This window comes from bacterium (assembly GCA_035307765.1).
Classification (GTDB): domain Bacteria; phylum Sysuimicrobiota; class Sysuimicrobiia; order Sysuimicrobiales; family Segetimicrobiaceae; genus Segetimicrobium.
On record DATGHU010000032.1, the window covers coordinates 139419 to 152467 of the forward strand.

At 70.0% G+C, this 13049-nt stretch carries 12 protein-coding genes; 8 read left to right on the forward strand and 4 right to left on the reverse strand.

The window, feature by feature from the left end; genetic code table 11:
- The first annotated feature begins 61 nt into the window (after positions 1-61).
- The 8 genes from VKV57_10495 (at position 62) to VKV57_10530 (ending at position 9471) form a co-directional block, all read left to right on the forward strand.
- Positions 62-1183, forward strand: coding sequence for a Gfo/Idh/MocA family oxidoreductase (locus VKV57_10495; GenBank protein HLW60335.1), 1122 nt, complete (start codon positions 62-64; stop codon positions 1181-1183).
- A gap of 6 nt (positions 1184-1189) precedes the next feature.
- Complete coding sequence (locus VKV57_10500) at positions 1190-2869, forward strand: DUF885 domain-containing protein (protein HLW60336.1); 1680 nt, start codon at positions 1190-1192, stop codon at positions 2867-2869.
- 38 nt (positions 2870-2907) lie between these two features.
- On the forward strand, positions 2908-4569 hold the full coding sequence (locus VKV57_10505; GenBank protein ID HLW60337.1) for an ABC transporter substrate-binding protein: 1662 nt from the start codon (positions 2908-2910) through the stop codon (positions 4567-4569).
- Between the two features lie 109 nt (positions 4570-4678).
- Entirely contained in the window at positions 4679-5602 is a 924-nt protein-coding gene (locus VKV57_10510; GenBank protein ID HLW60338.1) for an ABC transporter permease, read from the forward strand.
- A 51-nt stretch (positions 5603-5653) separates the two neighbouring features.
- Complete coding sequence (locus tag VKV57_10515) at positions 5654-6550, forward strand: ABC transporter permease (GenBank protein HLW60339.1); 897 nt, start codon at positions 5654-5656, stop codon at positions 6548-6550.
- A 49-nt stretch (positions 6551-6599) separates the two neighbouring features.
- A complete protein-coding gene (locus VKV57_10520) occupies positions 6600-7586 on the forward strand; it encodes a Gfo/Idh/MocA family oxidoreductase (GenBank protein HLW60340.1) in 987 nt (328 codons plus the stop codon).
- Entirely contained in the window at positions 7586-8635 is a 1050-nt protein-coding gene (locus tag VKV57_10525) for a D-2-hydroxyacid dehydrogenase (GenBank protein HLW60341.1), read from the forward strand. The genes VKV57_10520 and VKV57_10525 overlap by 1 nt, the downstream gene beginning before the upstream one ends.
- A gap of 59 nt (positions 8636-8694) precedes the next feature.
- A complete protein-coding gene (locus VKV57_10530) occupies positions 8695-9471 on the forward strand; it encodes a 3-oxoacyl-ACP reductase family protein (protein ID HLW60342.1) in 777 nt (258 codons plus the stop codon).
- Positions 9472-9493: 22 nt separating this feature from the next.
- Here VKV57_10530 and VKV57_10535 read toward each other — a convergent pair whose 3' ends face one another.
- Genes VKV57_10535 through VKV57_10550 form a run of 4 tightly spaced genes read right to left on the reverse strand, consistent with a single transcriptional unit; the run spans position 9494 to position 12955 of the window.
- Positions 9494-10258 (reverse strand): glucose 1-dehydrogenase, encoded by a 765-nt coding sequence (locus VKV57_10535; GenBank protein ID HLW60343.1) that lies wholly within the window; start codon positions 10256-10258, stop codon positions 9494-9496.
- Positions 10255-11523, reverse strand: a complete 1269-nt coding sequence (locus VKV57_10540; protein HLW60344.1) for an amidohydrolase family protein — start codon at positions 11521-11523, stop codon at positions 10255-10257. The genes VKV57_10535 and VKV57_10540 overlap by 4 nt, the downstream gene beginning before the upstream one ends.
- Entirely contained in the window at positions 11523-12113 is a 591-nt protein-coding gene (locus VKV57_10545) for a DNA-3-methyladenine glycosylase I (GenBank protein HLW60345.1), read from the reverse strand. Before VKV57_10545 ends, VKV57_10540 begins: the two co-directional genes overlap by 1 nt.
- Positions 12113-12955, reverse strand: coding sequence for a polysaccharide deacetylase (locus VKV57_10550; protein HLW60346.1), 843 nt, complete (start codon positions 12953-12955; stop codon positions 12113-12115). The genes VKV57_10545 and VKV57_10550 overlap by 1 nt, the downstream gene beginning before the upstream one ends.
- Positions 12956-13049: the final 94 nt, after the last annotated feature.

The following is a 13049-nucleotide window of genomic DNA, read 5'->3' on the forward strand; positions in this document are numbered from 1 at the left end:
CCGGGGGCGTGCCCCGTCCCTGTGAGCAGGCGGGAGCGAGGTGGGGAGAGAAAGGAGGCGTATGACTACACATCCGCTCAGGATCGGCGTGCTCGGCGCGGGGGCTTGGGCCTGCCACGCTCATATCCCCGGGTGGCTGCGCGATCCGCGCTGCCGTGTCGTGACGGTCTGCGACGTTGACCCGGCCAAGGCGCAGGATGCCGCTCGGCACTTCGACATCCCGGACCCCAGCGACAACTGGAAGGCGGTCGTCGACCGGCCCGACCTCGATGTCATCGACGTCGTGACGCCCTCCCACACCCACCACGAACTATCGCGCGCGGCGCTCCTGGCGGGGAAGCACGTCCTCTGCGAAAAGCCCGTGGCCTTTGATTTCCGGGACACCCTCCGGGCGGCGGACCTCGCCAAACGTCAGGGACGCCTGACCAAGTTGGGCTTCACGTTCCGCTACAGCCCGGGGGTCCGGTACGCAAAGTCGCTGATCGACGGCGGGTTCGTCGGCACCCCGTTCATCTTCAACGGGTACGAGCAGAACTCGCAGTGGCTGGACCCAAAAACCCCGCTCCGCCAGGTGGATCCCGGCGCCGATCCCTCAATCCTGCGGGTGTCATCGCTCGAGGGGTACGGGGCGCCGATCATCGACATCGGTCACTGGTGGGTGGGCGCCGGGTACGCGCGCGTCGTCGGCACGATGCGGAACTTCATCCCGGAACGGATGGTGCGCGCCACCGGCCGGATGATGCGGATGAACATCGACGACGGGGCGGTCTACATCGGCGAGTACCAGAACGGGGCCGTCGGGTCGATCCAAACGAGCTACGTGACGATCGGCAACTACCCGGGGATCGAGGCACGGATCTACGGGACCCGCGGCGCGATCATCTGCCGCCTGGTCGAGGAAGGCGGGGTTGCGGAAACGATCAAGGTCGCCACCCCCGACCAGGTGGAGTTCCGGCCCATGGAGATCCCGGCCGAATTTTACCCGGCGGGCGGCCACGCCAGGGAGTCGTGGCGCTCGCTCTTCTACGCCAACCTCATCAAGGATTTCATCGACGAGATCCTGGATGGGGGCGGCCGCAACCAGGGCAACTTCGAGGACGGCGCGCGGGTCCAGGAAGTGATCAACGCCGTCGAACGCTCCTTCCGGGAGCGCCGCTGGGTCGACCTGCCGCTCGAGCGATAGCCGGCGATGACACGCCCCCCCGCCGGCCCCGCGGCCCTCGACGACTTCTTCGCCTCCTATTACCGGCGTCGCCCGGTCAGCGCGACCTTCATCGGGATGCACGACTACGACGACCACCTCCCCGATTTCTCCGCGCGCGGGGTCGACGACACCCGCGCAGAGATGGCGGCGATCCGGAAGCGGCTGCGCGCTCTGCCCCCCGGACCGCTCACGGACGCCGAGGCGATGGACCTGGCGCTGGCCGAGGGGTTCCTGGACATCCAGGAATGGGAGTTCGCGTCGCCCCACTTCCACCGCGGCAACCCCTGCCTCTACACCGGCGAAGCCGTGTTCGGCGTGATCGGTCTCTTCTTGCGCGACTTCGCCCCCCCCGCCCGGCGGGTCGGCGCGGCGATCGCCCGGATGGCCGCGGTTCCCCGGCTCCTCGCGCAGGGCCGGGCCAATCTCGTCGAAGCCCCGCGGGGCTGGGTCGAGCGGGCGATCCAGGAGTGCATCGGCGCGCGCGCGTTCTTCCAGTCGGGCATCGAGGCCCTCATCCGGCAGCACGGCATCCGGGACCCACAGTTCCACTCCACCGCCGCGGCGGCCGCCGCGGCCTTCGCCGAGTTCCAATCGTTCCTGGAAACGGACCTCGGCCCCCGGGGAGGCGAGGCGTACGCCTGCGGCGGCGAGGCCTTCGCCCTCTACCTGCGCCGCGGGCACTTCCTCGAGATCGACGCCGCCGCCGTGCGCGCGGCCGCCGAGGAGCAGATTGCCGCGTGCGAGGGGGAGCTCGCATCGTGCGCCCGAGCGGTTGGAGCCCGGGACTGGCGCGACGCCCTCGCCCAGCTCGCCGACCGGCACCCGGCGGCCGACGCCTACCACGGCCGATTCTCCGAACTCTGGACGGCGGCGCGGGAGGCCGCGCTGGCCCACCACCTCCTCACCTGGCCCGACTACCCCATCGACTACCGCCCCCAGCCCGCCTGGGCCCGCGGAGCCGCCCCGTACCTCTACTTCCTCCCGTACCGCTCGCCGGCGCCTTTGGACCGCCTGCCGGTCGTGGACTACCTGGTGCCCCCGCTCGATCCGGAGATGCCGTCCGAGGAACAGGCCCGCCGCCTGCGCGCCGTGAACGACAGCGTGATCAAGCTGAACCACGTCGTCCATCACGGAGGGATCGGCCACCACATCCAGAACTGGTACGCCTACCGCGCCGCCTCCCGGATCGGCCGGGTGGCCGCGGTTGACTGTGCGCTGCGGATCGCGATGTTCTGCGGGGGCACGATGGCGGAAGGGTGGGCGTGCTACGCGACCGACCTGATGGACGAGATCGGCTTTCTGAGTCCGCTCGAACAATGCGCCCAGGTTCACGCCCACCTCAGGCAGGCGGCGCGGGCCTTCGTCGACGTGAACCTGCACCACGGAACCTTCACGCTGGAGGAGGCGGCGGCGTTTTACCAGGAGCGTGTCGGCCTCGCCCCGGGAGCGGCCCGGGCCGAAGCGATCAAGAACAGCATGTTCCCCGCGACGGCGATGATGTACATGGTCGGCACCCGCCTCATCCACGAGCTTCGGCGCGAGCTCGCGGCCCGGCGCCCTGACGCGTTCGATCTGCGCCGCTTCCACGACGACGTCCTGGGGTACGGTTCGGTGCCGGTGGCGTTGATCTCGTCGGCGATGCGAACGGCACACGCGTTGGTCTAGGTCAGAGGCCACATCGGGGTCAAAAGGAGGATGAATCGATGAGCACGGATGACCGTGTTGGGAGACGGAGCAACGCGAAGCGGTCCCGGCGGCTGGGGCGCCGGGAGTTCCTCGCCGCGGCCGGCGCCTGGGCCGGGGCGGCCGGCCTGGCGGCGGGCGGGATGGTCCGGCTGGCCGACGCGGCTTCCGGCGGGGGGGGAACGCTGACCTACGGGCTCGGCTTCGACCTGGACGACACGATGGACCCGCAGGTCACCAACTTCGACTCCACGATCCGGGTGACCCTCAACATCTGCGAGCCGCTGGTCTGGGAACCCACGCCCGGGAAGTTCCTCCCGGCGCTCGCCGAGTCGTGGCAGGTCTCGCCCGACGCCAAGACCTACACCTTCCGGCTGCGGAAGGGGGTGAAGTTCCACGACGGGACCCCGTTCACGGCCGAGGCGGTCAAGTTCACGATGGACCGGGTTGTGGCCCCCGAGACCAAGGCGGGCCAGTCGCACGATCAGCTCGGCCCGTACGACCACACCGAAGTCGTCGACGACTACACCGCCAAAATCGTGATGAAGGACGGCTACGCGCCGCTGCTCACCAACCTGAACGGGTACCTCGGGATCGTCTCGCCGACCGCGGTGAAGAAAATGGGCCTGGCGGATTTCGCCCGCCACCCCGTCGGCACGGGGCCGTTCACGTTCAAGGAGTGGATCCCCAAGGATCATATCACGCTCGTCCGCAACCCCGCCTACAACTGGGCGTCGTCGATGTTCAAGCATCAGGGGGCGGCATACCTCGACCAGGTGATCTTCAAGATCATCTCGGAAGGCTCGGTGCGGACCGGAACGCTGAAGTCGGGGGAAACGCAGTACATCGACGACATCGACCAGCTCGCGTACGATTCGCTGCGCAGCGACAAGCGGTTCGTCGTGATCGAGCGCGGCCAGCCCGGCTCGGGGTTCGTCCTGCTCTTGAACGTCACGACCAAGACCCCGGTCGCGGACCTGGCCGTCCGCCGCGCGATCGAGTACGGGGTCGATCGAGAGGGATTGAACAAATCGGTCTTCCACGGCCTCATGCGGGTCGCCTGGAGCCCACTGATGCGGCCGACCTTTGGATACGATCCCTCGACCGAGAGGATTTACAGCTTCGATCCGACGAAGGCGAAGCAGCTCCTGGACGAGGCCGGCTGGAAGGCCGGATCCGACGGCATCCGCGAGAAGGGCGGCCAGAAGCTCACGATCGACTTTCCCATCATCAGCCGGCCGCGAGATAAGGCGATGGCGGAGTCGGTGCAGGCGAGCCTGCGGGATGTCGGCATCGACGTCAAGGTCACGCCCCTCGAGCGCGCCGCCTTCCGGGACATCGTGCGGCAGAACCGGTACGACGTCAATTTCATGTGGTTCTCCTACGGAGACCCGGACGTGCTGCGGACGATCTTCCACTCGGCGAACATCAACGCGTTCAACCGCGCGCGGTACCAAGTCCCCGAGGTCGACAAGATGCTGGAGGAGGCGGCGGCCACCACCGACCGGGCCCGCCGCGCCGGGCTGTACTCGCGAATCCAGCAGCGGGTCCTGCGGGACGCGGTCTGCGTCCCCCTCGTCGATACGCTCACCTACAATGCGAAACGGGCCGAGGTCCAGGGCGACGCGATCGACGCGCTGGCGTCCTACGTGTGGTTGTACGACGTGCAGATCAAGAAATAGCGGCACGCGGGGGCGGGGCGGGCGACACCCCGCCCGCCCCCGCTGCGGCCGGCCCGGAATCGGACCCCGCCCATGGAGGCGGTCCGGCCGGGCGAACCGGTAACCCACAATGGTGCGCTACATCGTCCAGCGGGCCCTGCAGCTGATCCCGATCCTCATCGGCATCTCGGTGCTGACGTTTCTGATGCTCCATCTGGTCCCCGGCGATCCGGTCCTGATTTTCGCCGGCGACAAGCCGATGACGGAGGAGCGGGCCGCGGAGATCCGCCACCAACTCGGGCTGGACCGCCCGATCTGGGTGCAGTACTGGGATTACGCCACCCACGCCGTCCGCGGCGATCTCGGACGGGGGCTGCGCAGCCAGCGGCCCGTGCTGGACAGCATCCTGGAAGTGGTACCCGGCACGACCGAGCTGACGCTGGCGGCACTCGCGATCGCCGCCGCGGCGGGGGTCACCCTCGGCGTCGTGGCCGCGCTGATGCACGGCACGTGGGTCGACACCGCGGCGATGGCGTTCGCGATCCTCGGGGTGTCGATGCCGGTGTTTTATCTGAGCCTGCTGATGATCTTCTTTTTCTCATTCACCCTGGGGTGGCTCCCCGCCACCGGCCAAGGCGGCCTGGAGCGCCTGATCATGCCGGCGACGGCGCTGGGCCTGATCTCATCGGCGGTCCTCGCCCGGTTGGTCAGGTCCGGGATGCTGGCGGTGCTCCGCCAGGAGTTCATCGTGACCGCGCGGGCGAAGGGGCTGGCGCCGCGCGCCGTGGTGTGGCGCCACGCGCTGAAGAACGCGCTCATCCCGACGATCACCATGCTCGGCCTGCAGCTGGGGGCGCTGCTGGGGGGTGCCGTCGTCACCGAGACGATCTTCTCGCGCCCCGGGGTCGGCCGGCTGGCCGTCGATGCGATCCTCGCCCGGGACTTCCCGCTGGTCCAGGGGACGGTGTTGTTCGCGGCGGTCGCCTACGTCCTGGTCAACCTCCTCGTGGACGTATCGTATGCGGTCGTCGACCCTCGGATCCACTACGGATAATCGACACGAAACCGGGAGGAGGATCGAGGTTGCCGGACGGAGCGAGCGCGAATGAATGAGACCTCGCTGGCGCGTCCCCGGGAGGCGCAGGCCTCCGCGCGGGTGCGCCGCCACCCGGCGCTCGAGACGGGACGGCGGATCGGACGAAGCCCGAGCGCGGTGGTCGGGGGGATCCTGCTGCTGGTGATCGGGGGGGCGGCGGTCCTCGCGCCACTGATCAGCCCGTTCAATCCCGTGAAGGCGAACCAGCGCTTCCCCCTCGATCCTCCAAGCGCCGCCCACCTGATGGGAACCGACCGGTTCGGCCGCGACATCCTGTCCCGCGTTCTCTGGGGGGGCCAGCTCTCGCTGTCGGTGGGCCTCGTCTCCGTGGGGATCGCCGCCTGCATCGGGGTGACGTTGGGGCTGGTCTCGGGCTACTACGGGCGGCGCACGGACGCCGTCATCATGCGGCTGGTCGATCTGCTGCTGGCGTTTCCGGGGATCCTGCTCGCGCTGGCGATCATCGCCACGCTCGGCAGCAGCCTGCAGAACCTCATGATCGCGGTGGGCATCTCCGCGATCCCCAACTACGTACGGGTCACCCGGGGTGCGGTGCTGAGCCTGAAGGAGCAGGAGTTCGTGCTCGCGGCGCGGGTGGTCGGCTGCCGCGACCACACGATCATCTTCCGGCACATTCTGCCGAACGTGATGGCCTCCCTGACCGTCCTCGCCACGCTCGGGATCGCCGCGGCGATCATCACCGGGTCGGCGCTGAGCTTCCTCGGCCTGGGGATCCGCCCTCCCACACCGGAGTGGGGAAACATGCTGGCCGAGGGACGCGAGTTTCTCGAGCACGCCTGGTGGGTGGCCTTCTTCCCCGGCATCGCCATCATGCTGGCCGTCCTCTCCATCAATCTCCTGGGCGACGGCCTGCGCGACGCGCTCGACCCCCGCCTGCGTCTCTGAGCCGAGGGAACCTGGGGGGCCGCTCGAAACCACCGACAGGAGGGTGCCCGTGAAGACGATCCGCTGGGGGGTCCTGGGTGTCGCCAACATCGCCGTCAAGGCGGTGATCCCCGCGATCCAGCATGCCGCCAACGCCACCCTCGACGCCATCGCCAGCCGGACCGCCGACAGGGCTCAGGAAACGGCGCGCGGCCTCGGGATCGCCCGCGCCCACGGGTCGTACGAGGCATTGCTGGCCGACCCGGAGATCGAGGCCATTTACATCCCGCTCCCGAACTCCCTCCACCGCGAATGGACGATCCGGTGCGCGGAAGCCGGCAAGCACGTCCTGTGCGAGAAGCCGCTCGCGCCCACGGCCGCGGAGTGCACGGAGATGATCGCCGCGTGCCGCGAGCACGGGGTCACGCTGATGGAAGCCTTCATGTATCGGTTCCATCCGCGCACCGAGCGGGTGGCGAGGGCGGTGGCGGGCGGCACCCTGGGGGAGGTCCGGCTGGTCCGCGCCGCGTTCACCTTCCACGTCAGCAACCCGCGCAACATCCGCCTCCAGCCGGCCCTGGCGGGCGGCGCGCTCTACGACGTCGGCTGCTACACGGTCAACGTCAGCCGCATGATCCTGGGAGAACCGGAGGGCGTGTTTGCCTGCGGGCGCGTCGGCGCGCACGGCGTGGACGACCAGCTCGGCGGGGTGCTCAGGTACCCGGACGGGCGGATGGCCCTCATCGACTGCGGCCTCTCGCTGCCGCGCCGTCAGATGTACGAGGTGGTGGGCAGCGACGCCCGGCTCTCCGTCCCGTTTGCGTTCCTGCCGGGCACGGCGGACGCGGAGGTGCACCTCACCCGCGGGGGCGACCGGTCGGCGGAAGTCATCCCCGGCGTGGATCAGTACCAGCTGATGGTCGAAGCCTTCGACCGCGCGGCCGGTTCGGGGGCCCCGGCGCCGCTTCCGCCCGGGGACGCCGTCGGCAACCTGCGGGTGATCGAGGCGCTGCACCGATCGCTCCGCAGCGGCCGGCCCGAGTCCGTGGACCGCTGATGGCCGCACCGGCGGCACCCGCACCCCGGCGGACGGTGCTGATCGCTTCCTACCTGGAGCAGGAATACGTGGAGCGGATCGCCCGGGTGGAGGGGGTCCGCGTCATCTACGAGCCGACCCTGCTCCCCAGGCCGCGGTATCCCATGGACCACCACGGGGCACCCCTTCGGCGGAGCGAACGCGAGGAGCGGCGCTGGCGGGAGTATCTCCGCCAGGCGGAAGTGCTGTTTGATTTCGACTATACGACCCCCCAGGGCTTCGCGGACCTGGCCCCGCAGGTCCGCTGGATTCAGGCGACAAGCGCGGGGATCGGCCAATATCTGGTCCGCACGGAGCTCATCCGCTCCCCGATCACGTTCACGACGGCCCGCGGCATTCACGGCGTCCCGCTCGCCGAGTTCGTCCTCCTGTCGATGCTGTGGTTCGCCAAGAACGGCCCGCGGATCGCCCGCGATCAGGCCGCCCACCGGTGGGAGCGCACGTGCGCGGCCGAACTTCGAGGGGCCACCGTGGGAATCGTCGGGTTCGGCGGAGTCGGCAGGGAGGTGGCGCGCACGTGCCGCGCGCTGGGCCTGCGGGTCATCGCGACGAGGCGGACGGCGACGGCGGAGACCACGGACGGCGAGGCGCAGCGTGTCCTCCCACCGTCCCACCTCCCGGCACTCCTCCGCGAGGTCGACTTCCTCGTCCTCTGCGCCCCGCTGACCCCGCTGACCGAGAGGCTGATCGGCCCGGCACAGCTGGCGCTGATGAAACCCGGCGCCGTCCTGATCAACATCTCCCGCGGCGCCGTCGTGGATGAACCGGCGATGAGCGCCGCCCTCCGCTCCGGGCACCTCGGAGGGGCGGCGCTCGACGTCGCCGCCGAGGAACCGCTCCCCAGGGAAAGCCCGTTGTGGGATCTCCCCAACGTCCTGATCAGCCCGCACTCGGCGAGCACCGTGACCACGGAGAATGCCAAGCTGACCGACCTCTTCTGCGAGAACCTGCGGCGCTACATCGGGGGGAGTGCCCTGCTGAACGTCTTCGATAGGGAGCACCTCTACTGATCGCGGCGCGGCCGCGGGCGGGAGGACCGCCCCGCCCTCGCGGAGTAGCCCCTCTGGGTATGGGCGAGCCAACCACGACCTACGCGTTGAACGGGGGGCACGCCCTCGTCACCGGCGGAAGCCGGAGCATCGGCCGCGGCATCGCATTAGGGCTCGCGCGATGCGGCGCCGACGTGGCGGTCAACTACCGGGGAGATGCGGCCGCGGCGGCCGAGGTCGTGGCGGAGATTACGCGCCGGGGGAGGAAGGCGGCCGCCGTCCAGGGGGACGTGACCGATCCGGCCTCCATCGAGCGCATCCTCGACGACGCGGAGTCGGCCGTCGGCCCGATCGACATCCTCGTCAACAACGCCGGCGTGCTGAAACGCACTCCCTTCCTGGAGATCTCCAAGGACGAATGGGACTGGGTGCTGCACACGGACCTCGACGCCTGCTTCCTGATGGGACAGGCCGTCGCACGCCGGATGGTCAACCGCGGCATCCGGGGACGGATCATCAACATCGCCTCGACCAGCTCCAGGAACGCCGGACCGCTGCTGACGCACTACTGCGTCGCCAAGGCCGGGCTGAGCATGCTGACCAGGCAGATGGCCGTCGAGCTCGCCGAACACGGGATCAACGTCAACGAGGTCAACCCCGGGCTGATCGCGACGGACATGACGCGCGGGTACATCCGGAACGAAGCCAACCGACAGTCACGCCTGAGCCGCATCCCCCTCAAGCTGATCGGGGAGCCGGAGGATGTCGTCGGCGCGGTGCTGTTCCTCGCCTCGAAGGAGGCGCGGCTCGTCACCGGCGCGAGCCTCTACATCGACGGCGGGTTCACGGCCTGGTGAGGAGGACCCTCTCCGCCCGACGCTACTGCGCGGTGTAGCCCCCGTCGACGACGAGGGCGGAGCCGGTAACGAAGCTGGATTCGTCGCTGGCGAGGAACACGGCCGCCGCGGCCACCTCCTCGGGCCGTCCCAGGCGCCCCAGCGGGTGGAGGCGGACGAGGTCGTCGAGGGTCCCCTGCGGTCCGCGCCGCTCCCCCGCAAACTGCCGCCGCAGCAGCGGGGTATCGATCGCCCCAGGGCACAGGGCGTTCACGCGGATCCCGAGCGGCGCGCAGTCCAGCGCCATGCTGCGGGTGAGGTTGAGCGCCGCGCCTTTGGAGGCCGTGTAGGCCGCGAAGCTCCGCGCCCCCACCAGCGCGAGCTGCGAAGCGGTGTTGATGATCACGCCGCCGCCCCCCGCGGCGAGGATCGGGATCGCCGCGCGCGACATCAGGTAGATCCCCTTGAGGTTCACGCCGAGGACGCGGTCCCAATCGGCCTCCGCGGTCTCGACGAGCGGGGCCACCAGCTCGATCCCGGCGTTGTTGACGAGGATGTCCAGCCCGCCGCACCGCGCCCGGCAGTCGCGCACGGCGCGCTCGCAGTCGGCGGCGACCGCCACGTCGGCGTTGATGAAGCCTCCCTGCCCCCCCGCGCCGGCGAGCCCGCGTCCGATCTCTTCGCCGGCGGCCCGATCGCGGTCCACCACAACGACCCGGGCGCCCTCCCGGGCGAAGCGGATCGCGGTGGCCCTGCCGATCCCGGAGGCGCCCCCCGTCACCAACGCGACCTTTCCCGCCAGCCTCATGCCGATCCCCCTCCCGCACTCGCCGGCTCGTCCAGCCACACGGTCGAGGTCGTCTCGACCACCACCCGACCCCGCTTGATGACCCAGAGGCGTTCGGGCTGATCGGCGACGACCTCGTCCAAGCGGGTCGAGCTCAGCACCACCAGATCGGCGTCCCGCCCCACCTGGAGACCGTACCGCTCGGCGAGCCCCAGCGCGCGCGCCGGGTTCACCGTCACCATCGCCAGGAGCCGGAGGCGGTCGGTGGGCGTGCCCATGTGTCCCGCGTAGGCCAGGAGCAGGGCGATCTCCAGCGGGTCGGCGCGCCCGAACGGCGTGAACGCGTTGCGCACGTTGTTCGAGCTGAGGCAGACGTTCACGCCGGCATCCAGCAGCCGCCGGACGGGGGTGAGGCCGCGGGGCGCCGGCCCCTCCCCCCCGCGGCCGTTCAGGTAGAGGTCGGTCGCCGGCAGCGTGATCACGTGGATCCCGGCGGCCCGGATCCGCTCGATGAGAACCCCCGCCTCCTGTGGGGCCATGGCGCCGAGCGAGGTGAGGTGCCCGACGGCGACCCTCCCCTCGTACCGGTAAGCGATCGCCAGGTCGGCGATCGTCGCGATCGTGCGATCGGCGGGATTGTCCGAGAAATCAACGTGCAGGTCGAGGTCGACATCGTACTCTCGGGCCAGGCCGAAGAGGCGCTCGATGTGCTCCCCCGGATCCCGATCGTTGTACGGGACCCCGCCCAAGAGGTCCGCGCCGGACTCGAGGGCGGTCCGGAGGAGCCGCTCGGTCCCCGGCGCCCGGAAGATCCCCTCCTGGGGAAAGGCGACGATCTGAAGGTCCACCCGGCCCTGGAACGCCTTCCGGACGTCGCAGAGGGCGCGGAAGCCGAGCAGGCCGACGATCGGGTCGATCTCGGTGTGGCACCGCAGGTGCGTGACGCCCCGGGACATCGCCCACCGCAGCACTTGGGTCGCGCGCGCGTAGACGTCGTCGTAGGTGAAGGCCCGCTTCAGCTCGGCCGTCCCCTCGAGCGCCTCGCGCAGCGTTCCCGATCGGTTCGGGCGGCGGCGCTCCAAGAGCGCCTTGTCGAGGTGGATGTGGCTCTCGATCAACCCGGGCAGCGCGACGCACCCGGCGGCGTCGATCACCCGTTCCGCGGTCCCCGGGGTGCCCGCGGGGGCCGCCGGCGAGATCCGGGCGATGCGGCCGTCCGCAATGCCGATATCGACCGCCGGCTCGCCGTCGGCGATCTGGGCCCGCCGGACCAGCAGCGACAGCATCAGATCTGACCGTGCCGAAAGCACCGCACAAGATGATCGTTGACCATCCCGACCGCTTGCATGAACGCATAACAGGTGGTGGGCCCGACGAAGGCAAATCCCCGCCGCTTCAGGTCCTTGCTCATCTCGACGGATCGGGGGGTCCGATCGGGGACCTGACGCGGCGTTCGCCAGGCGTTGGTGATGGGGCGGCCGCCGACGAACCCCCAGAGATACTCGCTGAGGCTCCCCGTCTCCTCTTGTATCTTGACGATCGCCCGGGCGTTTACGACGGCCGACGCAATCTTCAGGCGATTGCGGACCAGTCCGGGATCTCGCAGCAGGCTCTGCACCTTTCGCCCGTCGAACCGGGCCACCTTCGCCGGATCAAACCCGGCAAACGCCGCGCGGTAGCGGTCGCGCTTCCCGAGGATCGTCATCCAGCTCAGCCCCGCCTGGGCACCTTCCAGCGTCAGGAACTCGAAGAGGACGCGGTCGTCGCGAACGGGCACGCCCCACTCGCGGTCGTGGTAGCCGATCGCGAGCGGATTCCCCACCGCCCATCCACACCGGACGACCATCACCCCCGCCCCGCGGCGTGCGGCCCCCATCAACGTCCCAGCGGCGCGCGCGCCGCGTACTCCGCCGCCACCTCGTCCATTCGGGCAAACACCGCGCCCATTTCCCCGACGGCCTCGATCAGCCGCTCCAGGGCCAGCATCCGGTGCCCCCGGCCGACCACCTGGGGGTGAAAGGTGTAGGTCAGCACCCCCCACTCCTCGGTCTTCGCCATGTACCGAAAGTCGTCCACCCAATTCTCCAGCGCGTCCCCGGCCCGCCTCAACCCCTGCTGCAGGTGGGTGGGGCTGCGGAAATACTCGAAGTACGGGTAGTCGTCGAGCGACCAGCTGATCGGCATCTCGATCAGGGGGGTCGCCGGCCCCAGCCGCGGGGGCCGGTCCGCCGGCAGCACGTCCCCGTGCCGCGCCCGGTAGGGCAGGCAGTCGTGGGCCATCATGCTGCTGTCGTAGAGAAACCCGTGGGCCACGAGCAGATCCACCGTGTGGGGGCTGAGGTCCCAGGACGGCGATCGATATCCGCGCGCACCGCTCCCGGTGATCCCGAGGATCGCCGCGTTCCCGCGAAGCAGCACCGCCTCCTCGCGCTCTCGACTGTCGAGCGTCGCGGGCGGTTCGTGCAGGTACCCGTGATTGCCGATCTCGTGTCCCTCGACGTGGATCCGCCGGCAAATCTCGGGATACGTCTCGATGGTGTGGCCGGGGATGAACCAGGTACTGCGGATCCGGTACGACCGGAGCAGGGCGAGGATCCGCTCCGCCCCCACCGCCCCAAACTCGCCGCGCGAGATCGGGGTCGGCGTCGTCATGCCGCGCGCGATCCACATCGAGAGCGCGTCGAAGTCGAACGTCAGGCAGACCAGATGGCGGGCCATCGCTAGGCCCGCCCCCGCCGCCCGCGGCCGGCGGGGTGGGGGACGCGCCCAGCGAACGGACCTCCCCGGTCCCGGCCGCTGCCGGGCGGGACGT